At 68.0% G+C, this 21267-nt stretch carries 17 protein-coding genes and 2 tRNA genes; 7 read left to right on the forward strand and 12 right to left on the reverse strand.

The window, feature by feature from the left end:
* The first annotated feature begins 38 nt into the window (after window positions 1-38).
* The 3 genes from EXE63_RS24610 (at window position 39) to EXE63_RS24620 (ending at window position 11298) form a co-directional block, all read left to right on the forward strand.
* Window positions 39-9269 carry a type I polyketide synthase gene (locus EXE63_RS24610; protein ID WP_168144092.1) on the forward strand — a complete coding sequence of 3077 codons (9231 nt, stop codon included), beginning with the start codon at window positions 39-41 and terminating at the stop codon, window positions 9267-9269.
* Window positions 9270-9298: 29 nt separating this feature from the next.
* Complete coding sequence (gene acpS, locus EXE63_RS24615) at window positions 9299-9688, forward strand: holo-ACP synthase AcpS (RefSeq protein WP_067994998.1); 390 nt, start codon at window positions 9299-9301, stop codon at window positions 9686-9688.
* A 269-nt stretch (window positions 9689-9957) separates the two neighbouring features.
* Entirely contained in the window at window positions 9958-11298 is a 1341-nt protein-coding gene (locus tag EXE63_RS24620; RefSeq protein ID WP_168144093.1) for a dipeptidase, read from the forward strand.
* Here the strand turns inward: EXE63_RS24620 and bcp are convergent.
* Window positions 11287-11760 (reverse strand): thioredoxin-dependent thiol peroxidase, encoded by a 474-nt coding sequence (gene bcp / locus EXE63_RS24625; RefSeq protein WP_168144094.1) that lies wholly within the window; start codon window positions 11758-11760, stop codon window positions 11287-11289. The genes EXE63_RS24620 and bcp overlap by 12 nt on opposite strands.
* A 92-nt stretch (window positions 11761-11852) precedes the next feature.
* On the opposite strand from bcp, the gene EXE63_RS24630 reads away from it, so the two are divergent.
* Window positions 11853-12080 carry a DUF3618 domain-containing protein gene (locus EXE63_RS24630; protein ID WP_168145756.1) on the forward strand — a complete coding sequence of 76 codons (228 nt, stop codon included), beginning with the start codon at window positions 11853-11855 and terminating at the stop codon, window positions 12078-12080.
* Here EXE63_RS24630 and EXE63_RS24635 read toward each other — a convergent pair.
* From EXE63_RS24635 to EXE63_RS24650, 4 genes are all read right to left on the reverse strand, one after another.
* Window positions 12067-12246: a hypothetical protein gene (locus EXE63_RS24635; RefSeq protein ID WP_105365372.1), complete on the reverse strand. Its 180-nt coding sequence runs from the start codon at window positions 12244-12246 to the stop codon at window positions 12067-12069. The genes EXE63_RS24630 and EXE63_RS24635 overlap by 14 nt on opposite strands.
* A 304-nt stretch (window positions 12247-12550) precedes the next feature.
* A complete protein-coding gene (locus EXE63_RS24640; protein ID WP_168144095.1) occupies window positions 12551-12943 on the reverse strand; it encodes a hypothetical protein in 393 nt (130 codons plus the stop codon).
* Window positions 12944-13224: 281 nt separating this feature from the next.
* On the reverse strand, window positions 13225-13590 hold the full coding sequence (locus EXE63_RS24645) for a hypothetical protein (RefSeq protein WP_168144096.1): 366 nt from the start codon (window positions 13588-13590) through the stop codon (window positions 13225-13227).
* Between the two features lie 70 nt (window positions 13591-13660).
* A tRNA-Lys gene (locus tag EXE63_RS24650) sits at window positions 13661-13736 on the reverse strand.
* 160 nt (window positions 13737-13896) lie between these two features.
* On the opposite strand from EXE63_RS24650, the gene EXE63_RS24655 reads away from it, so the two are divergent.
* The gene (locus EXE63_RS24655; RefSeq protein WP_168144097.1) at window positions 13897-15117 is read left to right on the forward strand and encodes a L,D-transpeptidase; all 1221 of its coding nucleotides are present in this window, start codon (window positions 13897-13899) and stop codon (window positions 15115-15117) included.
* 11 nt (window positions 15118-15128) lie between these two features.
* On the opposite strand, the gene EXE63_RS24660 is transcribed toward EXE63_RS24655, so the two are convergent.
* The gene (locus tag EXE63_RS24660; protein WP_168144098.1) at window positions 15129-15608 is read right to left on the reverse strand and encodes an SRPBCC family protein; all 480 of its coding nucleotides are present in this window, start codon (window positions 15606-15608) and stop codon (window positions 15129-15131) included.
* Window positions 15605-16294 (reverse strand): DUF899 domain-containing protein, encoded by a 690-nt coding sequence (locus tag EXE63_RS24665; protein ID WP_168144099.1) that lies wholly within the window; start codon window positions 16292-16294, stop codon window positions 15605-15607. Before EXE63_RS24665 ends, EXE63_RS24660 begins: the two co-directional genes overlap by 4 nt.
* A gap of 136 nt (window positions 16295-16430) precedes the next feature.
* On the opposite strand from EXE63_RS24665, the gene EXE63_RS24670 reads away from it, so the two are divergent.
* Complete coding sequence (locus tag EXE63_RS24670) at window positions 16431-17186, forward strand: SDR family oxidoreductase (protein ID WP_168144100.1); 756 nt, start codon at window positions 16431-16433, stop codon at window positions 17184-17186.
* A gap of 49 nt (window positions 17187-17235) precedes the next feature.
* On the opposite strand, the gene EXE63_RS24675 is transcribed toward EXE63_RS24670, so the two are convergent.
* From EXE63_RS24675 to orn, 4 genes are all read right to left on the reverse strand, one after another.
* On the reverse strand, window positions 17236-17532 hold the full coding sequence (locus EXE63_RS24675; RefSeq protein ID WP_168144101.1) for a HigA family addiction module antitoxin: 297 nt from the start codon (window positions 17530-17532) through the stop codon (window positions 17236-17238).
* 12 nt (window positions 17533-17544) lie between these two features.
* Window positions 17545-17826, reverse strand: coding sequence for a type II toxin-antitoxin system RelE/ParE family toxin (locus EXE63_RS24680; protein WP_168144102.1), 282 nt, complete (start codon window positions 17824-17826; stop codon window positions 17545-17547).
* Window positions 17827-17942: 116 nt separating this feature from the next.
* Window positions 17943-18015, reverse strand: a tRNA-His gene (locus EXE63_RS24685).
* 46 nt (window positions 18016-18061) lie between these two features.
* Window positions 18062-18691: an oligoribonuclease gene (gene orn, locus EXE63_RS24690; RefSeq protein WP_168144103.1), complete on the reverse strand. Its 630-nt coding sequence runs from the start codon at window positions 18689-18691 to the stop codon at window positions 18062-18064.
* A gap of 81 nt (window positions 18692-18772) precedes the next feature.
* Here orn and EXE63_RS24695 point away from each other — a divergent pair, with 81 nt between their 5' ends.
* Window positions 18773-20359, forward strand: coding sequence for a helicase HerA-like domain-containing protein (locus tag EXE63_RS24695; protein WP_168144104.1), 1587 nt, complete (start codon window positions 18773-18775; stop codon window positions 20357-20359).
* 84 nt (window positions 20360-20443) lie between these two features.
* Here the strand turns inward: EXE63_RS24695 and cmrA are convergent, their stop codons facing one another.
* Complete coding sequence (gene cmrA / locus EXE63_RS24700; RefSeq protein ID WP_168144105.1) at window positions 20444-21250, reverse strand: mycolate reductase; 807 nt, start codon at window positions 21248-21250, stop codon at window positions 20444-20446.
* Window positions 21251-21267: the final 17 nt, after the last annotated feature.

A 21267-nucleotide genomic window follows, 5' to 3' on the forward strand; every position in this document is an offset into this window, starting at 1 on the left:
ATTGCGTGAAAAAGACTGCACCGAGGGAGATACACAACGTGACGATCAACGAGCACGACAGGGTGACAGCCGGCAGCAAGCACAGCCTGAACGAGGGATCCTTGACCGGTGCACATGCGCTCGTCGATCTGCTGAATGCCGGTGAGCCGTATGCGGTCGCGTTCGGTGGTCAGGGCGGCGCCTGGTTGGAGAGCCTGGAGGAGCTGGTCAGCTCCGCGGGTATCGAGTCCGAGCTCAGCGAGCTGGTCGGCGAGGCGGCGTTGCTGCTGGAGCCGGTGGCCCGCGAACTCGTCGTGGTGCGCCCGATCGGCTTCGAACCGCTGCAGTGGGTGCGCGCGCTGGCCGCCGAGGAGCCACTGCCCGACACCAAGCAGCTCACCACCGCCGCCATCTCAGGGCCCGGCATCCTGCTCACCCAGATGGCCGCGATCCGCGCGCTGACGCGCCAAGGCCTGGACCTGATGGGCACTCCGCCGGTCGCGATGGCCGGGCACTCCCAGGGCATCCTGGGTGTCGAATCGCTCAAGGCCAAGGGCACCCGCGACGCCGAACTGCTCGCGCTGCTCCAGCTGATCGGCGCCGCCGGTTCACTGATCTCCCGCCGGCGCGGCATGGTCGGCCGCGGTGACAAGACCCCGATGGTCTCGGTCACCAACGTCGACCCCGACCGGATCGCCGAGCTGCTCGAAGAGTTCTCCACCGACGTCCGCACCGTGCTGCCCCCGGTGCTGTCCATCCGCAACGGCCGCCGCTCCGTCGTCATCACCGGAACCCCCGAACAGCTCGGGCGCTTCGAGCTGTACTGCTCGAAGATCACCGAGAAAGAAGAAGCCGAGCGCAAGAACAAGCTGCGTGGTGGCGCGGTGTTCTCGCCGGTGTTCAACCCCGTCCAGGTCGAGGTCGGCTTCCACACCCCGCGGCTGGCCGACGGCATCGCACTCGTGGACCGCTGGGCGGCCAAGTGCGGTATCGACGCCGAGCTGGCCCACCGCATGGTCGAGTCCATCTTCGTCAGCCCCATCGACTGGGTCGCCGACGTCGAAGCCCTGCACGACGCGGGCGCCCGCTGGATCATCGACCTCGGCCCCGCCGACACCGTCACCCGATTGACCGCCCCGGTGATCCGCGGGCTGGGGGTCGGCATCGTGCCGGCCGCGACCCGCTCCGGTCAGCGCAGCCTGTTCACCGTCGGCGCCGTGCCCGAGGTGCCCGCACCGTGGACCAGCTACGCGCCGTCGACGGTCACCCTGCCCGACGGCTCGGTGAAGCTGTCCACCAAGTTCACCCGTCTCACCGGACGCTCGCCGATCCTGCTGGCCGGGATGACTCCGACCACCGTCGACGCCAAGATCGTCGCCGCCGCCGCGAACGCCGGGCACTGGTCCGAGCTTGCCGGTGGTGGCCAGGTCACCGAGACGATCTTCGACGACCGCATGGCCGAGCTCACCGAGCTCTTGGAGCCGGGCCGCGCCATCCAGTTCAACTCGTTGTTCCTGGACCCGTACCTGTGGAAGCTGCAGGTGGGCGGAAAGCGCCTGGTGCAGAAGGCCCGTCAGTCCGGCGCACCCATCGACGGTCTCGTCGTCACCGCCGGCATCCCGGAACTCGACGAAGCCGTGGCGCTCATCGAGGAACTCAACGAGATCGGCATCACCCACGTGGTGTTCAAGCCGGGCACCATCGACCAGATCAAGTCCGTGATCAAGATCGCGGCCGAGGTTCCGGGCAAGGATGTCATCGCCCACATCGAGGGCGGCCGCGCCGGTGGCCACCACTCGTGGGAGGACCTCGACGATCTGCTCCTGGCCACCTACGCGGACCTGCGCAAGCTGTCCAACATCACCATCTGCGTCGGCGGCGGTATCGGTACCCCCGAGCGTGCGGCCGACTACCTGGCCGGTCGCTGGGCACACGACTACGGATTCCCGCTGATGCCGGTCGACGGCATCCTGGTCGGCACCGCCGCGATGGCCACCCTGGAAGCCACCACCTCGCCCGCGGTCAAGCAGCTCCTGGTGGACACCAAGGGCACCGATGTGTGGGTCGGGGCCGGAAAAGCCCAGGGCGGCATGGCTTCCGGGCGCAGCCAGCTCGGCGCCGACATCCACGAGATCGACAACACCGCATCGCGTTGCGGCCGTCTGCTCGATGAGGTCGCCGGTGACGCCGACGCCGTCGCCGAGCGCCGCGACGAGATCATCGCGGCCATGGCCGACACCGCCAAGCCGTACTTCGGTGATGTCTCCGACATGACCTACCTGAAGTGGCTGGACCGCTACGTCGAGCTGGCCATCGGTGAGGGCGATTCCACCGCCGACACCAAGGCCGCCGATTCGCCGTGGCTGGACGTCACCTGGCGGGACCGCTTCGAGGAGATGCTCAAGCGCGCCGAGGCCCGCCTGCATCCCAGCGACTCGGGCCCGATCGACACCCTGTTCGCCGGCGACGCCGAAAGCCAAGCGCTGCTGGAGCATCCGGCCGCTGCCGTCGACATCCTGCTGAACCGGTACCCGGACGCCGAGACCATCAAGCTGCACCCGGCCGACGTGCCCTTCTTCACCACCCTGTGCAAGACCCCGGGCAAGCCGGTCAACTTCGTGCCGGTCATCGACAAGGATGTGCGCCGTTGGTGGCGCAGCGATTCCCTGTGGCAGGCCCACGATGCCCGCTACACCGCAGACCAGGTCTGCATCATTCCCGGCACCGCCGCCGTCGCCGGTATCACCCGGGTCGACGAGCCCGTCGGTGACCTGCTGGACCGCTTCGAGCAGGCCGCCGTCGACGAGGTCGTGGCCAGCGGAGCCGTCGCCGTTCCGGTGGTGTCCCGCCGCCAGGCCAACGCCGCGGTCACCGGACCCATTGCCGTGGTGCTGGATTCGCCCGATGTGCTGTGGGCCGGCCGTACCGCGATCAACCCGGTGCACCGCATCGGCGCCCCCAGCGAGTGGCAGGTCAACGAGAATCGTGCGGCCACCCATCCGTCCACCGGTTCGCGGCTGGAACTCACCGATGAGGGCGTCACGCTGAGCGTGCCGCTCTCAGATATCTGGATCAACATCAAGCTGACGCTGCCGGGCGCCACGGTCAACGGCGGCATGCCCGTCGTCACCACCGAGGATGCCGCCGCCGCGATGCGTGCGGTGCTGGCCATCGCCGCCGGCGTCGACGGGGTGGATGCACTGCCCGCCGTCGTCGACGGCACCGCGACGGTCACCGTCGGCTGGGACCCGGAGGAGGTCGCCGATCACACCGGCGTCACCGCCACCTTCGGCGCCCCGCTGGCCCCGGGCCTGACCCTGGTGCCCGACGCCCTGGTCGGCCGCTGCTGGCCCGCGGTGTTCGCCACCATCGGTTCGGCCGCCACCGATGCCGGTTTCCCCGTCATCGAGGGCCTGCTCAGCCTGGTGCACCTGGACCATGCCGCGCACCTGCTCGCCCCGATGCCCACATCGGAATCCGAATTGACGGTCACCGCAACGGCTTCGGAGGCAGTCGACACCGAGGTCGGACGCGTCGTGCCGGTCAGCGTGCTGATCACCGATGCCGAGGGCACCGAACTGGCGCGCCTGGAAGAGCGGTTCGCGATCCGCGGCCGCACCGGTGCCGTCGAGCTGGAGGACCCGGTTCGTGCCGGCGGCGCGATGACCGACAACGCCACCGACACCCCGCGGCGCCGTCGCCGTGATGTCACCCTGACCGCGCCCACCGATATGAGCGCGTTCGCCGTGGTGTCCGGTGACCACAACCCGATCCACACCGACCGCGCCGCAGCGCTTCTGGCCGGGCTCAAGGGCCCGATCGTGCACGGCATGTGGCTGTCGGCCGCCGCTCAGCACGTGGTGACCGCCACCGACGGCCGCGCCACCCCGCCGGCCCGCCTGGTGGGCTGGACCTCGCGCTTCCTGGGCATGGTCCTGCCCGGTGACGAGATCGAATTCCGCGTCGACCGGGTCGGCATCGACCGTGGCGCCGAGATCATCGAGGTCACCGCGAAGGTCGCCGGCGATCTGGTGATGGCCGCGACCGCACAGCTGGCCGCCCCGAAGACGGTGTACGCCTTCCCCGGCCAGGGCATCCAGCACAAGGGCATGGGCATGGAGGTCCGGGCCCGGTCCAAGGCCGCCCGCAAGGTGTGGGACATCGCCGACAAGTTCACCCGCGACACGCTGGGCTTCTCGGTGCTGCACGTGGTCAAGGACAACCCGACCAGCCTGATCGCCTCCGGTGTGCACTACCACCACCCCGAGGGTGTGCTGTACCTGACGCAGTTCACCCAGGTCGCCATGGCGACGGTGGCCGCCGCGCAGGTCGCCGAGATGCGGGAGCAGGGTGCCTTCGTCGAAGGTGCCATCGCCTGCGGGCACTCCGTCGGTGAATACACCGCGCTGGCTTGTGTTTCCGGCGTCTACGAGCTGCCCGCGCTGCTCGAGGTCGTGTTCCACCGCGGCTCCAAGATGCACGACATCGTCCCCCGCGACGAGAAGGGCCGCTCCAACTACCGGTTGGCCGCGATCCGCCCGTCCCAGATCGACCTGCCCGATGACGATGTCACGGCGTTCGTCGAGGAGATCTCCCAGCGCACCGGCGAGTTCCTGCAGATCGTGAACTTCAACCTGCGGGGCTCGCAGTACGCCATCGCCGGCACCGTGCGCGGCCTGGAGGCCCTGGAGGAGGAGATCGAACGTCGCCGCGAGATCAGCGGTGGCAAGCGGTCGTTCATCCTGGTGCCCGGTATCGACGTGCCGTTCCACTCCGAGGTGCTGCGCGTCGGTGTCGCCGACTTCCGCCGCTCCCTGGAGCGGGTCATGCCGACCGACGCCGACCCGGACCTGCTGGTGGGCAAGTACATCCCGAACCTGGTGCCGCGGCCGTTCACCCTGGACCGCGACTTCATCCAGGAGATCCGCGATCTGGTGCCCGCCGAGCCGCTCGACGAGATCCTCGCCGACTACGACACCTGGCGTAACGAGCGTCCGCGCGAGCTGATGCGCAAGGTCGTGATCGAGCTGCTGGCATGGCAGTTCGCCAGCCCGGTGCGCTGGATCGAGACCCAGGACCTGCTCTTCATCGAGGAGGCCGCCGGTGGTCTCGGGGTCGAGCGATTCGTCGAGATCGGCGTCAAGACCGCGCCGACCGTGGCGGGGCTGGCCACCAACACGCTGAAGCTGCCCGAGTACTCGCACAACACCACCGAGGTGCTCAACGCCGAGCGCGACGCCGCGGTGCTGTTCGCCACCGACACCGACCCGGAGCCCGAGGAGGAGGTGGCCGCTCCCGCGGCTGCCACCGAGGCCGCCCCGGCGGCTGCGGCTCCCGCGGCCGCTCCGGCACCGGCGGCAGCGCCGTCCGGTGGCCCGCGCCCCGACGACATCGGATTCGACGCTGCCGACGCCACTCTGGTGCTGATCGCACTGGCGGCCAAGATGCGTCCCGACCAGATCGAGGCGCTGGACTCCATCGAATCCATCACCGACGGTGCGTCCTCGCGGCGTAACCAGATGCTGGTGGACCTGGGCTCCGAGCTGAACCTCGGCGCCATCGACGGTGCGGCCGAAGCCGATCTGGCCGGTCTCAAGTCGCAGGTGACCAAGCTGGCCCGCACCTACAAGCCGTTCGGCCCGGTGCTGTCCGACTCGATCAACGATCAGCTGCGGACGGTCTTCGGGCCGTCGGGCAAGCGGCCGGCCTACATCGCCGAACGTGTCTCCAAGACATGGGAACTGGGCCCCGGCTGGGCCAAGCACGTCACCGCCGAGGTGGCGCTGGGTACCCGCGAGGGTTCCAGTGTCCGCGGCGGCAACATGGGCGGCCTGCACGAGGGCGCACTGGCCGACGCCGCTTCCGTCGACAAGGTCATCGACGCGGCGGTGCAGGCGGTCGGTGCCCGCAAGGGCATCCCGGTCAGCCTGCCGTCCTCCGGCGCGGCCGCCGGCGGCGTGGTCGACTCGGCGGCACTCGGCGAGTTCGCCGAGCAGGTCACCGGACCCAACGGTGTGCTGGCCAACGCCGCGCGCACGATCCTGGGCCAGCTCGGACTGGACAACCAGGTCAGCGCCGAGGAAACCGTCAGCGATGCCGATCTGATCGACCTGGTCACCACCGAACTCGGTTCGGACTGGCCGCGTCTGGTGTCCCCGGTGTTCGACGCCCGCAAGGCAGTGGTGTTCGACGACCGGTGGGCAAGTGCCCGTGAGGATCTGGCCCGGTTCTGGCTGCTCGACGAGAGCGAGATCGACGCCGACTGGCAGCGCCTGTCGCAGAGCTTCGAGGGTGCGGGCAACATCGTCGGCACCCAGGCCAGCTGGTGGCAGGGCCGCGCCCTGGCCCACGGCCGCAACGTGCACGCCGCGCTGTACGGCCGCGCCGCCGCCGGTGCGGAGAACCCGGACAAGGGTGGCTACGCCAACGAGGTGGCCGTGGTGACGGGTGCCTCGAAGGGGTCGATCGCCGCATCGGTGGCCGCCCAGCTGCTGGAGGGCGGCGCGACCGTCATCGCCACCACGTCGCGACTCGATGACGACCGGCTGGCGTTCTACCGCACGCTCTACCGCGATCACGCCCGCTTCAACGCCACCCTGTGGGTGGTCCCGGCCAACATGGCGTCCTACTCGGATATCGACGCACTGGTCGAGTGGGTCGGCAACGAGCAGACCGAGAACCTGGGCCCCAAGGCCATTCACCTCAAGGACGCGCAGAACCCGACGCTGCTGTTCCCGTTCGCCGCACCGCGGGTGGGTGGGGATCTCTCCGATGCGGGTGCGCGCTCCGAGATGGAGATGAAGGTCCTGCTGTGGGCCGTGCAGCGGCTCATCGCCGGCCTGTCGCATCTGGGCGCCGAGCGTGACATCGCCTCGCGTCTGCACGTGGTGCTGCCGGGCTCGCCCAACCGCGGCATGTTCGGTGGGGACGGCGCCTACGGTGAGGCCAAGGCCGCACTCGACGCCGTGGTTACCCGCTGGAAGGCCGAATCCTCATGGAGCCAGCGTGTTTCGCTGGCGCACGCGCTGATCGGCTGGACCAAGGGCACCGGTCTGATGGGCCACAACGACGCCATCGTCGGCGCCGTCGAAGAGGCCGGCCTGACCACCTACACCACCGCCGAGATGGCCTCGAAGCTGTTGGCGCTGTGCGATATCGAATCCAAGGTCGCCGCCGCCCGGGCGCCGATCGAGGTCGACATGACCGGCGGTCTCGGCGAGATCGAGATCGACATGGCCGAGCTGGCCGCCAAGGCCCGCGAGGAGATGTCGGCCGCGGCCGACGATGACGACGACGATGACGAGGCCGGCAAGATCCGCGCCCTGCCTTCGCCGCCGCGCGGCTACGCCGCGGCACCGCCGCCGGCATGGGACGACCTGGACGTCGACCCCGCCGATCTGGTGGTGATCGTCGGTGGTGCCGAGCTCGGACCGTACGGTTCCTCGCGTACCCGCTTCGAGATGGAGGTGTCCGGCGAGCTGTCGGCCGCCGGCGTCCTGGAGCTGGCCTGGACCACCGGGCTGGTCAAGTGGGAAGACGATCCCAAGCCGGGCTGGTACGACACCGAGACCGGTGATCTGGTCGACGAGGCCGAACTGGTCGAGCGTTACCACGATGCCGTGGTCGCCAAGGTGGGCATCCGCGAGTGGGTCGGCGACGGCTTCCTCGACGCCGATCACTCGGCGCCGCTGCTGGTGTCGGTGTTCCTGGACAAGGACTTCACCTTCGTGGTGTCCTCGGAGACCGATGCCCGCGAGTTCGTGAAGTACGACCCGGAGCACACCGTCATCGCACCGGTCCCCGACAGCGCGGACTGGCAGGTCACCCGCAAGGCCGGCACCGAGATCCGGGTGCCGCGCAAGGTGAAGCTGTCGCGCACCGTCGGAGCCCAGATCCCGACCGGCTTCGATCCGCAGGTCTACGGCGTCACGCCGGACATGGCCAGCTCGATCGACCGGGTGGCGCTGTGGAACCTGGTGACGACGGTGGACGCGTTCCTGTCGGCGGGCTTCAGCCCGGCCGAGCTGATGCGGTGGGTGCACCCGAGCCTGGTGGCCAGCACCCAGGGCACCGGCATGGGCGGCATGACGTCGATGCAGACCATGTACCACGGCAACCTGCTGGGCCGGAGCAAGCCGAACGACATCCTGCAGGAGGTGCTGCCGAACGTCTTCGCCGGCCACGTCGTGCAGTCCTACATCGGCAGCTACGGCTCGATGATCCACCCGGTCGCGGCGTGCGCCACGGCGGCGGTGTCGGTCGAGGAAGGCGTCGACAAGATTCAGCTGGGCAAGGCCGAATTCGTGGTCGCCGGTGGTTATGACGACCTGACGCTGGAGGCCATCACCGGCTTCGGCGACATGTCGGCCACCGCCGACACCGAGGCCATGCGGGCCAAGGGCATCAGTGATTCGAAGTTCTCCCGCGCCAACGATCGTCGCCGGCTCGGGTTCGTCGAATCCCAGGGCGGCGGAACGATTCTGCTGACCCGCGGTGACCTTGCGGTTCAGATGGGTCTGCCGGTGTTGGCCGTGGTGGCCTACGCCTCGTCCTTCGGTGACGGTGTGCACACCTCGATCCCCGCCCCGGGCCTCGGTGCCCTGAGTGCGGGTCGCGGTGGCAGCCAGTCGCGGCTGGCCCGTTCACTGGCCAAGCTGGGGGTCGGTGCCGATGACATCGCGGTGATCTCCAAGCACGACACCTCGACGCTGGCCAACGATCCCAACGAGACCGAGTTGCACGAGCGGCTCGCGGCCTCGCTGGGACGCTCGAAGGGCGCACCGCTGTTCGTGGTCAGCCAGAAGAGCCTCACCGGTCACGCCAAGGGCGGCGCCGCGGCCTTCCAGATGATGGGTCTGTGCCAGATCCTGCGTGACGGCGTCATCCCGCCCAACCGCAGCCTGGACTGCGTCGACGATGAGCTGAACCACGCCAAGCACTTCGTCTGGGTGCGCGAACCCCTGCACCTGGGGGAGAAGTTCCCGCTCAAGGCCGGTCTGGTGACCAGCCTCGGGTTCGGCCACGTGTCCGGTCTGGTGGCGCTGGTGCATCCGCAGGCGCTGCTGGCCGCACTGCCGGCCGATCAGCGTGCCGACTACCAGGCCCGGGCCAACGCCCGCGTGCTCGATGGTCAGCGCCGCCTCGCCTCGGCGATCGCCGGTGGGCCCGCGCTGTACGAGAAGCCGGCCGATCGCCGGTTCGGCAACGACACCCCGGAGAAGCGTCAGGAAGCGGCCATGCTGCTCAATCCCGACGCCCGCCTGGGTGCTGACGACCACTACTCGAAGTGACGGAAAGCGAGTCGGCTAGCGTCTCCGGAATGGGCATTGTTGGGGTAGGGATCGACCTGGTGTCGATTCCGGATTTCGCCGAGCAGGTTGACCAGCCTGGCACCGTTTTCGCCGAGACCTTCACGCCGGGGGAGAGGCGCGACGCCGCGGACAAGAGTTCGTCGGCGGCGCGTCACCTCGCGGCGCGGTGGGCGGCCAAGGAAGCGGTGATCAAGGCCTGGTCGGGGTCGCGCTTCTCGAAGCGGCCGATGCTGCCGGAGGGGATCCACCGCGATATCGAGGTGGTCACCGATATGTGGGGCCGCCCGAAGGTGCGGCTGTCCGGTGCCATCGCCGAGCACCTCAAGGATGTGACGATCCACCTGTCGCTGACCCATGAGGCCGATACCGCGGCCGCGGTCGCCATCCTGGAAGCCTGATGCCGCGAGCGTGCGTGTCTGAGGCTGGACACGCGCGCTCGCGCGGGAGTGTGCGCACGCTCGCGGGTCAGCGCCCATAACGGGAGCTCGGACCTGCTGCATGGTCACACGTTCCTACCTGGCTTCAGTCTGGCCACGGGTGGACCGTGCGAAGCTGAAGCGGTGTACGTGATCCGGCGGTGAGACGTACACAGTTTCAGTTTCGAACGGCGGGGAGTGTGACGTCTTGCGGTCGCTCGTGCACGGCGGCCGCGGGCTAGCCTTGAGCCATGACCGATGTTGCCGCGCGTGTCCAGGAACTGCTGCCCTCGGTGCGTGCCGATCTCGAAGAGCTGGTGCGTATCGAATCGGTGTGGGCGGACCCGGCGCGGCGTCCCGAGGTGCACCGCAGCGCCGAGCTGACATCGAAGTTGTTGTCGCAGGCCGGTTTCGGTGACATCCGCACCGTCAGCGCCGGCGGTGCACCCGCGGTCATCGCCCGGCACCCCGCACCCGAGGGCGCACCGACGGTGCTGCTGTATGCCCACCACGACGTGCAGCCCGAGGGTGACAGCGCACAGTGGCACTCGCCGCCGTTCGAGCCGACCGAACGTGACGGCCGGCTGTACGGCCGTGGCACCGCCGACGACAAGGCCGGTATCGCAACACATCTGGCGGCGTTCCGGGCGTTTGACGGCAATCCTCCCGTGGGCATCACCGTCTTCGTCGAAGGCGAAGAGGAGTCCGGGTCGCCGTCACTGCCCGCGCTGCTGGACGCCCATCGCGACCTGCTGGCCGCCGACGTCATCATCATCGCCGACTCCGACAACTGGGGTGTCGACATCCCCGCGCTGACCGTTTCGTTGCGCGGGCTGGCCGACTGTGTGGTGGAGGTCGCCACCCTGGACCACGGGCTGCACTCCGGGCTGTGGGGCGGTGTGGTGCCCGATGCGCTGAGCGCCCTGGTCCGGGTGCTGGCCAGCCTGCACGATGACGACGGCAACGTCGCTGTCGAGGGCCTGCACGAGGCGACGGCCGCCGAGGTCGAGTTCCCCGACGAGCGGGTGCGGGCGGACTCCGGCCTGCTCGACGGTGTCCGGCAGATCGGTTCGGGCCCGGTGGTGCAACGGATGTGGGCGCGCCCGGCCATCACGGTGATCGGTATCGACACCACGCCGACCGCCTTGGCGTCGAACACGCTGGTGCCCAGCGCCCGGGCCAAGGTGAGCATGCGGGTCGCGCCGGGCGGGGACGCCCGGGAGCACCTGGCGGCCCTGACACGGCATCTGGAGGCGCACGCCCCGTGGGGCGCGCGGGTCACCGTCACCCCCGGCGATGTCGGGCAGCCCTACGCGATCGATGCGACCGGCCCGGTGTATGACGCTGCCCGGCAGGCCTTTCAGATCGCGTGGGGCCGCGAGCCGATCGACATGGGGATGGGCGGGTCGATCCCGTTCATCGCCGAGTTCGCCGCGGCCTTCCCGGATGCCAAGATCCTCGTCACCGGGGTGGAGGATCCGGGCACCCAGGCGCACAGCATCAACGAGAGCCTGCACCTCGGTGTGCTGGAGCGGGCGGCGACCTCGGAGGCGCTGTTTCTGCAGGCGCTGGGGAACGACTCAGACCGATAGGTCGCGGCGCAGCTTGGCCACATGCCCGGTGGCCTTGACGTTGTACTGCGCGGCCTGCACGACGCCCTTCTCGTCGACCAGGAAGGTCGACCGGATGACACCCTGCACGGTCTTGCCGTACATGGATTTCTCGCCGAACGCGCCCCAGGCGGTCAGCACCTTCTTCTCCGGGTCGGACAGCAGCGGAAAGGTCAGTCCTTCGGCGTCGCGGAACTTGGCCAGCTTCTCGGGCTTGTCGGGGGAGATGCCCACGACATCGAGGCCGGCGTCGTTGAGCTCGGCGAGGCTGTCCCGGAAATCGCAGGCCTGCTTGGTGCAACCAGGGGTCGAGGCCGCCGGGTAGAAGTACACGATCACCTTGCGGCCCGTGAAGTCGGACAGCTTGACGGTGTTGCCGTCGGCGTCGGGGAGGCTGAAGGTGGGTGCCTTGTCGCCGACTGCCAGCCGCGGGGTCTGTGCCATGCGTGGATACGCCTTTCTTTCTCGACCGGGGCAGCGTGGTCGGCTCCGGCTGCTCTAGGGTAATTCGGTACGCCGACGACATGGAGGACACAGTGGCTGATCGGGATCCCGAGGCGATCAAGAAGGACATCGACCAGGCTCGTGATCAGCTGGCCGCGACGGTGGACAGTCTCGCCGTGCGCGCGAATCCTCAGCGCCTCGCCGACGATGCCAAGGCAAAGGTCGTGGCGTTCGTGACGAAGCCGCCGGTTCTGGTGTCGCTGGTAGGCGTGGGCACCGTGGTCGTGGTGCTGGTGATCCGTCGGATCAGGCGCCGCTGACGCTGTTGACGCGGCGGCGACGCGGCCGCAGCCAGTCCGTCAGAGAGAAGGTGGGCGGGTTCGCGGTGCGGCCCAGGCGGCTGCAGCTGATGACCGCGGCGACGCCGTCGAGCGGCGCGCCATCCGGCGTGGCGGCCGAGGAGCTCGGTGCGCTCTGGGCTGGCATCAGCTAATACCTCGTTTCCTACCTCGGCGGTGCGCTGCATCTGGATCTGCTCGATGTTCAGCTAACTTGACACTAGCACGGGTATGGGTTCCGGGCCGAACTTCTTCCTGCGTATCTACCTGGAACTTTGCGTTTCACAGCTACTGTTTCGTTCGGTGGCAGGTGGTGGAACTCCGCCATCGGATGGCGTTTCAGCACATCGGATCGAATTTCCCAGACGTTTGCAGTGCTAATTGACGTCAACGTCGGCGGCAACGCTACCTCAGGGTGCGCGAGCGGGGGAACGATTGGTGTGAATATCGGGTTACGCCGGCCCGATGACCGGTTGGTACCAGTACTCACTCGTGCCGGTGAGCACGGCGCCGACGAGTTCGTCGGTGACAAGCACCCCGGGGGTCGGGGTGGCGACCACCGGTTGCGGGGTCAGCACCTGTGGAGCGCGTTCGATGATGTCATCGAGCGGAATGTTCGTATCCGGATTCGGTGCGCAATCTGTGCGATATCGATCTTTGCCGACGAGTAGGTCGGCGATTGCCGAAGCGGCATGCCGGAGCGGTTCGGCATTGGCCGAGACACATGGGGCAAATATCTGCGAAGCGGCAGGCGACGGGTCGCGGACCGCGGCCGGTGCCGTCTCGTACAGCAGCGGTTGGGCGATCGTCTCGACGTGGATGCCGCATCCACTCAGCGTGGTCATGCCTAGTAGAAGGCAGGGGAGTGTCAACCGGTAGCCGATGTTGCGGCAGCGTGTCATCGCTGGTCCTCTCGCCTCGGCACCATCCCCGCGGGGTGCTGATTCCCAATTCCTCCGTGTTCACCAGCCCCGTGAGGGTACTGGAAATAGCTCGAAATAATTGACGCTCAAGGAAATTCAATGTGCAGGTAAATCAATTTGCTGAGTGAATTGTGATCATTGCACAGGGTGTCGTGCGATGGCGGGTTTTCGTTTCGCCTATGTTGATTGGTTCGGCCGCCGTGTCATCGGGGGCGGCGGGTCGCTCTGCCGGTGGCGCGCGCGATCGCGGCGTCCTCGCCCACCTTCGTGAGCCGGACGACGAAGATGTCCTCGCGGGCCAGCCGTTCACCGACCGATGCCGCGGCCGTCGGCCGGGCGGGCGGGCGGGCGGCGGGGAAAGCCTGCGCGACATCGCACTGCCGGTCATGAACGACCTGCAGTCGGCGACCACCGAGACGATCCACCGGGCCGCGCCGGACGGCGACTTGCTGGTGCTCGTCGAACGCCTGGGCACCTCGCACCGGTTGCGCGACGCCGCGGCCCGGATCAGCGGTGCGCTGGGCGGCGCACCGTGGTGCACCGGCAGGCCGGGTCAACGACCAAGCCACCAAACGACAATGTCGATGAACGACAATGCCGTCACACGACAAAGGCCCTGCCGAAGCAGGGCCTTTGCGGTGGTGCGCCGTCAGGGTTTCGAACCCCGGACCCGCTGATTAAGAGTCAGCTGCTCTACCAACTGAGCTAACGGCGCGCGTTGGAGACAATAACAGCACCGACGCTGTGAGGTGAAATCCGCATGACGATCACAGTTCCACCGCTTCGTGGACGGCCGGTTGTCGGAGGTTCCCTTAGACTATTGCCAAGTCTCCGTGATCCCGCGGGTCCTTGTGAAACAAAGTGGAGCAGAACAGATGGTGCAGGTCTCGCCGGTGGGCAGCGCGCGTCGGCGCAAGACGTGGCCAACCGTGATCGCGGTGGCGCTGACCACGGTGTTCACGGTGGCCGCGTGCAGTGGCAATCAAGCCCCCGAACAACCGAAGACCATCGCGGACAAGGGCACCCCGTACGCGGATCTGCTGATACCCAAGCTCACCGCGTCGGTCACCAACGGTGCCGTCGGCGTCACCGTCGAGGAGCCGGTGACCGTCACCACTGCGGGCGGAGCCCTCGGGCCCGTCAGCCTGACCGACGAGAACGGCGCACCGGTCCCCGGTGAGTTCAGTGCGGACGGCCTCACCTGGTCGAGCAGCGACCCGCTGGAGTACAACGCGAGCTACACCCTCAACGCGCGCTCCTCGGGCCTCGGCGGCCAGGCCGCCACCCAGGCGACCTTCGAGACGCACTCGCCGGAAAACCTGACGATGCCCTACCTGCTGCCCAACGAGGGCGAGGTCGTCGGCGTCGGTCAGCCCATCGCGGTCCGCTTCGACGAGAACATCACCAACCGCGCCGCCGCCGAGAAGGCCATCGAGGTCACCACCACCCCCAAGGTGGACGGCGCCTTCTACTGGCTCAACAATCGCGAGGTGCGTTGGCGCCCAGCCGAATACTGGAAGCCCGGCACCAAGGTCAACGTCGAGGTCAACACCTACGGTGTGGAGGTCGGCGACGGCCTGTTCGGCCAGGACAACGTCAGCACCAACTTCACCATCGGCGATCAGGTGATCGCGGTCGCCGATGACGCCACCAAGACGCTGACCGTGCGCCGCAACGGTGAGGTGGTCAAGACGATGCCGATCTCGATGGGCAAGGACAGTTCGCCCACCAACAACGGGGTGTACATCGTCGGTGACCGGTACGCCGAGCTGGTGATGGATTCGTCCACCTACGGCGTTCCGGTCAACTCACCCAACGGGTATCGCACCGAGGTGGACTACGCGACCCAGATGTCCTACAGCGGCATCTATGTGCACGGCGCCCCGTGGTCGGTGGGCAGCCAGGGGTACAGCAACGTCAGCCACGGATGCCTCAACGTGAGCACCTCCAACGCGCTGTGGTTCTACGAGAACACCAAGCGCGGCGACATCGTCGAGGTGGTCGGCACCGTCGGCTCGCAGCTTCCCGGCACCGACGGTCTCGGCGACTGGAACATTCCGTGGACACAGTGGAAGGCCGGCAACGCCAGCACCTGAGTCGTTGAGGGCTAGGTCGCGCAACGCTCCAGTGCGGCAAGGGATTCCTGGATATAGGAAGCCGGGAACGGCGGCATGCCGCCGACCTGATCGCGGAAGCTCTGCGGCGTTGCGGTCCAGTCGTAGGTGATCGTCACATCGGTGCCCGCACCGTTGGGCGCCAGGTCATAGCGCCACCACCAGCCGCCCGGCTCATGCTCGCCCGCCGCGTTGAGCTGGCCGGGCAGCCAGGCGATGGTGCGGTCGCGCTCGAACTCGGTGACCAGGTTGTGCATGACGTAATGGCCGCCGGCGAACTCCAGGAACATGTTGATCACGAAGATCTGACCGGTCCCGGTGATGGGCTCGGGGTCGACGGCATCGCGCACCCAGTCGCCGGGTTCGGTGTCCTGATGGCGTGCCGGGTCGGCGAGCACATCGAACACCGCCGTCGGGCTCGCCGGGATGGTGCGGGTCACGACGTAGCGTTCCTGGTCGGTCTGGGTGCTCATGCGTGGGCTCCTTCGCCGTAGGCGCGGGCGACATCGGGTGAGTCCAGCCAGTTCGAATAGGTCGGTGACTGGGGCCAGCCGTCGGGGGAGTCCTGCCACACCTCTTGGCGGCCGAAGGGCAGCAGATCGATGAGCGCGAAGGTGTGGCTGAGCTGTTCGGTGCCGCGGCCGTCGGTGTGCCAGGTGCGGTAGACGGTATCGCCGTCGCGCAGGAAGACGTTCACCGCGAAACCCGTGCCGGGAGCGGCGCCGACGTCCGCACCGAAGGAACTCTCCGATGCCGAGTACCAGTCCATCGTGTTGCCGACCTTGCGCTTGTAGGCCAGTGCCTCGTCGATGGGCCCGTTGGTGACGATGACGAACCGCGCGTCGTAGTTGTCCAGGAACTCCAGCCGGGTGAACTGCGAGGTGAAGCCGGTGCAGCCGCCGCACTGCCACTCCGCGCCGTCGGACCACATGTGGTTGTAGGTGATCAGCTGGGAGCGGCCCTCGAACACGTCGGCCAGTCGCACCGGCCCGTCCGCGCCGATCAGGGTGTAGTCGGGCAGTTCGACCATCGGCAGCCGGCGGCGCTGGGCCGCGATCGCGTCGAGTTCACGGGTGGCGGCCTTCTCGCGGCGGCGCAGGTCCTCCAGGGCGGTCTTCCAGGTGGCGGCGTCCACCACGGGTGGTTTCGCGGTCGTCATGAAGAGTCTCCTTTCACAGCGGTTCGTGTCTGTGTAGACCCACTGTGCGGTCCGAACTCATCGCGCGCGGTACTGTCCGACGAACAAAGGGTGTCCTAAGCCCGGATCGACCGAGGGAAAGCGAGCTCTACAGACCATGAGTGGTGAAGGTTCCGATATCGCCGGATTGCGTGTGCTCATCGTCGGTGCCTCTTCGGGGATCGGGCATGCGGTCGCCATTCGCGCGGCGGAGCGCGGCGCCAAGGTGGCGGTGGCCGCGCGTCGGACGGACCTGCTGGAAGCGCTGGCCGAGCAGACCGGCGGCACGGCCTTCGAACTCGACGTCGAGGACCAGGCCGCCATCGCACGGGTGGTGGCCGCTGCCGCGGAAACCCTGGGCGGCTTCGACGCCGTCGTGTTCACCAGCACCGTGGCCCCGATGGCGCACATCGAGGACACCGACATCGCCACCTGGATTCACGCCTTCAACGTCAACACCCTGGGCGCGAACAGTGTGCTGCGGGCGGTGCGGCCGCACCTGTCCGACACCGGCGTCGTGCTGATCACCTCCAGCCACGACGTGGGCCGGCCGCGGGCCGGCGTGGCGGCCTACAACGCCAGCAAGGCCGCGCTCAACGAGATTTTGCACTCCTGGCGCAGCGAGCACCCCGAACTGGCGATCGTGCGGGTCGGCATCGGCCCGACCGAGGACACCGAGATCCTGCGGGGCGCCGACCGGGAACTGCTCGCGCTGCTGTTCAAGTCGTGGACGAAGCACGGCCAGCTGCCCGAGCAGATGTCGGCGCTCAATGACGTTGCCAACACCCTGGTTTCACTCGTCGGCACCGCCTACCTGAACCCGAGCGTGGTGCCCGAGGTCGTGCAGCTGGCGCCCAGAGTGCGGCGGGGTTAGCGCGGGCGAATTCCGATGGCGCCACGATGTGCCGGTCTGCAGTCTGTGCTCAACCTGCAGCGGTGAGGGGCTGAATGCTATCCAGTTCGGCGCTGTGCTCGGCCCGGGCCCGATCTGCGTCGTAGCGGGCCTGCAAGTTGATCCAGAACATGTCCGACAGTCCCAGTGCACGCGACAGCCGCAGGCCGGTGTCGGCGGTGATGGCCCGTCGGCCGCGGATGATCTCGCTCAGTCGGGTCTGGGGCACGTCGATCTCCTGAGCCAGCCGGTAAGCGGTGATCCCCATCGGTGCGAGGAACTCTTCGGCGAGAATCTCACCGGGGTGGGTCGGGGCGAAGCCGGCCATGGGGTTCTCCTCTCAGTGGTAATCGGTCAGCTCGACATCATCAGCACCACCGTCGCGCCAGGTGAAGCAGATGCGGAACTGGTCGTTGACACGGATGCTGTGCTGTCCTGCGCGGGGTGGTTGTAGTTTTTCCAGCCGGTTGCCCGGCGGGACGCGCAGGTCGTTGATGTTCTCCGCGGCGTCGAGGATCTGCATCTTGCGCCGCGCCGCCTTGGCGAGTTCGACGCTGAACGCCTTGGGGCGCCGCAGCTCCCAGACCTTCTGGGTGTCGCCGTCTCTGAACGACCGGATCACGCCCAATGCTAACGCGGTGCGTTAGTAACGTCAATCGATAGGGTCAATGGCTTACGGGCATCGTCGCTCCCTGAAACGCAAACGGTGGGAGGGCCAAAAGGCCCTCCCACCTGCGGGGTGGCTGACGGGACTCGAACCCGCGACAGCCAGGATCACAACCTGGTGCTCTACCAACTGAACTACAGCCACCATTGCCGCCGCAGCGGCGTTGACGATCTTAACCGCATCGAGGCGGTTAAGCCGAATCGGATTCCTTCGGCGCGCTGCCCGCCGGCCCGAGCTCGGCCGCTACGGCGGCGATCTCGCTGGTCGACGGCCCGGGAGCGGCCACGAAGGCGGTCTGCCGGTAGTACTTGAGCTCCTGGATCGACTCGTGGATGTCGGCCAGGGCGCGGTGCGCGAGGCCCTTCTCCGGCTGGCCGAAATAGATGCGCGGGTACCAGCGCCGGCACAATTCCTTGATGGAGCTGACGTCGATCATCCGGTAATGCAGGAAGGTGTCCAGCGTCGGCATGTCGCGGGCAATGAAGCCACGGTCGGTGGCGATCGAATTACCGCACAGCGGAGCGGTATTCGCCGACTTGACGTGACTGCGGATGTAGTCGAGCACCATCTTCTCCGCGGTGGCCATGTCGATGTCGGAGGCCAGCACCTCCTTGTCCAGCCCGGACTTGGCGTGCATCTTCGCCACCACCTCGACCATCCCGGACAGGTCGTCGGGCTCGGCGTGGATCACCACGTCGATACCGTCACCGAGGACGTTGAGGTCGGCGTCGGTGACCAACGCCGCAATCTCGATGAGCTTGTCGGCCTTCAGATCGAGCCCGGTCATCTCACAGTCGATCCACACGAGTTCTTCACGCACGGAGATCCACAGTATTCCCACCGCCGACAAGTTGCTGCCTGCACCTACCCGGTAGATGGGTGTTCAGTAGTGTCTGGACCCATGACCGCTGAATCGACCGCGACCCCGGCGCAGCAGATCGCCGCAGGTTATGCCGTTGAAGGCCAGGCTTTGGAGCTCGGTTCCGTCGTCGTCGACGGGGTGGCCGATGCGGGCGCACAGGTGCGGATTCCGTTGGCGATGGTCAACCGGCACGGCCTGGTCGCCGGGGCGACCGGCACCGGCAAGACCAAGTCCCTGCAGGTGATGGCCGAGCAGCTGTCGGCCGCGGGCGTGCCGGTGCTGATGGCCGATGTGAAGGGCGATCTGTCCGGGCTGTCGCGGCCGGGGGAGGCGGGCGACAAGATCGCGCAACGCGCGACCGACACCGGCGACACGTGGGCCGGCACCGCCTACCCGGTGGAGTTCCTGTCGCTGGGCACCGAGGGCATCGGGGTGCCGGTGCGGGCCACCATCACCAGCTTCGGGCCGATTCTGCTGTCAAAGGTGCTGGGGCTCAACGCCACCCAGGAGTCGACGCTCGGCCTGATCTTCCACTGGGCCGACCAGAAGGGCCTGGCCCTGCTCGATCTCAAGGATCTGCGCGCCGTCATCCAGTTCCTCACCAGCGATGAGGGCAAGCCCGAACTCAAGGCGCTGGGTGCGGTGTCGACGACGACGGCCGGGGTCATCCTGCGAGCCCTGGTCAACCTGGAGGCCGAGGGTGCGGACACCTTCTTCGGCGAGCCCGAACTGGAGCCCAAGGACCTGATCCGCCTGGACGCGCAGGGCCGCGGCGTCATCTCGCTGCTGGAGCTGGGCGCCCAGGCCGCCCGCCCGGTGATGTTCTCCACCTTCCTGATGTGGGTGCTGGCCGATCTGTTCACCACGCTGCCCGAGGTCGGCGACGTCGACAAACCCAAGCTGGTGTTCTTCTTCGACGAGGCCCATCTGCTGTTTGACGACGCGTCCAAGGCGTTCCTGCAGCAGGTCGAGCAGACCGTGAAGCTGATCCGGTCCAAGGGCGTCGGCGTGTTCTTCTGCACCCAGCTGCCCACCGATGTGCCCAACGATGTGCTCAGCCAGCTCGGCGCCCGGATCCAGCACGCGTTGCGCGCGTTCACCCCAGACGATCAGAAGGCGCTGTCCAAGACGGTGCGTACCTACCCCAAGACCAAGGTCTACGACCTGGAGAGTGCGCTGACCTCACTGGGCATCGGGGAGGCCATCGTCACCGTGCTCTCGGAGAAGGGCGCCCCGACGCCGGTGGCGTGGACTCGCATGCGGGCACCGCGTTCACTGATGGACACCATCGGTCCGGACGCCATCAAGGCCGCCGCGGCCGCCAGCCCACTGCAGGCCACCTACGGGCAGACCATCGACCGCGAATCGGCCTATGAACGGCTCACCGCGCGTCTCGCCCCGCCCGAACCTGCGCCCGCCGACCAGTTGCCGCCGCCGCTGCCCACCTCGGGTGGTTCGGCCGAGGCCGGCGGCGCGGTGACATCGCGCGGCACCGCCGAGCCGAGCCTGCTGGACAAGATGGCCGCCAGCCCGGCGTTCAAGAGTGCGATGCGATCGGCCGGCACGGTGATCGGCCGCGAGATCACCCGCAGCATCTTCGGCACCGGCCGGCGGCGTCGCCGCTGACCGAGCAGCGCCGAAACTGTGTTCCAGACGGTCGTTACTCGAACTTCGCCGTCTGGAATACAGTTTCGGCGAGCAGCGGCAAAGCTACTGGCCGCCGAGCTTCTTGTAGACCGCGCCGACGATCGGGGTGACGATGGCCCGCGGTGCGTACCCGCTGGCCACCGACATCGCCTTGGACGTCAGGCCGGGCACGATGCGCATCTTGTTGGCCTCCAACGCGTCGAGCGACACCCTGGCGGTGTACTCGGTGTCGATCCAGAGGAAGTCCGGGATCAGCCGCTCCACCAGCGACTGCTCGGAGACATCCGGCAGCTCGGTGCGCACCGGGCCCGGTGCCAGCAGCGTGACGTGCACGCCGTCTTTCTTGACCTCACCGCGCAGCGACTCACTGAAGGTGTTCGCGAACGCCTTGGTCGCCGCGTAGGTGGCGTTGTTGGGGATCGGGGAGTTGCCCGCCGCGGAGCCCGAGATCAGGATGCCGCCGGCCCTGCGCTCCAGCATGCCGGGCAGCACCGCCAGGCAGAGGTCATGCACGGCAATGGCATTGAGCTGAACCTGGGCCTTCTCGCCGGCCGGGTCGAGCTTGGCCAACGGGCCGAAGGTCGCCGTCCCGGCATTGGCGCACAGGATGGAGATGTTGCGGCCGGCGAGCTCGTCGCACAGCACGTCGCGGGCCGCCGGGTCGGCGAGGTCGACCGCCCGCACCTCGACGGTCACGCCGTGTCGTTCGGTGATCCGCTGGGCGAGCTCGGTGAGCACCTCGCCGCGGCGCGCGGTGATGATCAGGTGGTGGCCGCGGGCGGCCAGATCGAAGGCCAGGGCCTCACCGATGCCCTGGGAGGCTCCGGTGACGACTGCGCGGGCGTCGGGATGGGGCGCGGGTACAGGCATGGAGAAATCGTAGGGAC

Source organism: Mycolicibacterium frederiksbergense, from assembly GCF_012223425.1.
In the GTDB taxonomy this organism is placed as follows: Bacteria; Actinomycetota; Actinomycetes; order Mycobacteriales; family Mycobacteriaceae; genus Mycobacterium; species Mycobacterium frederiksbergense.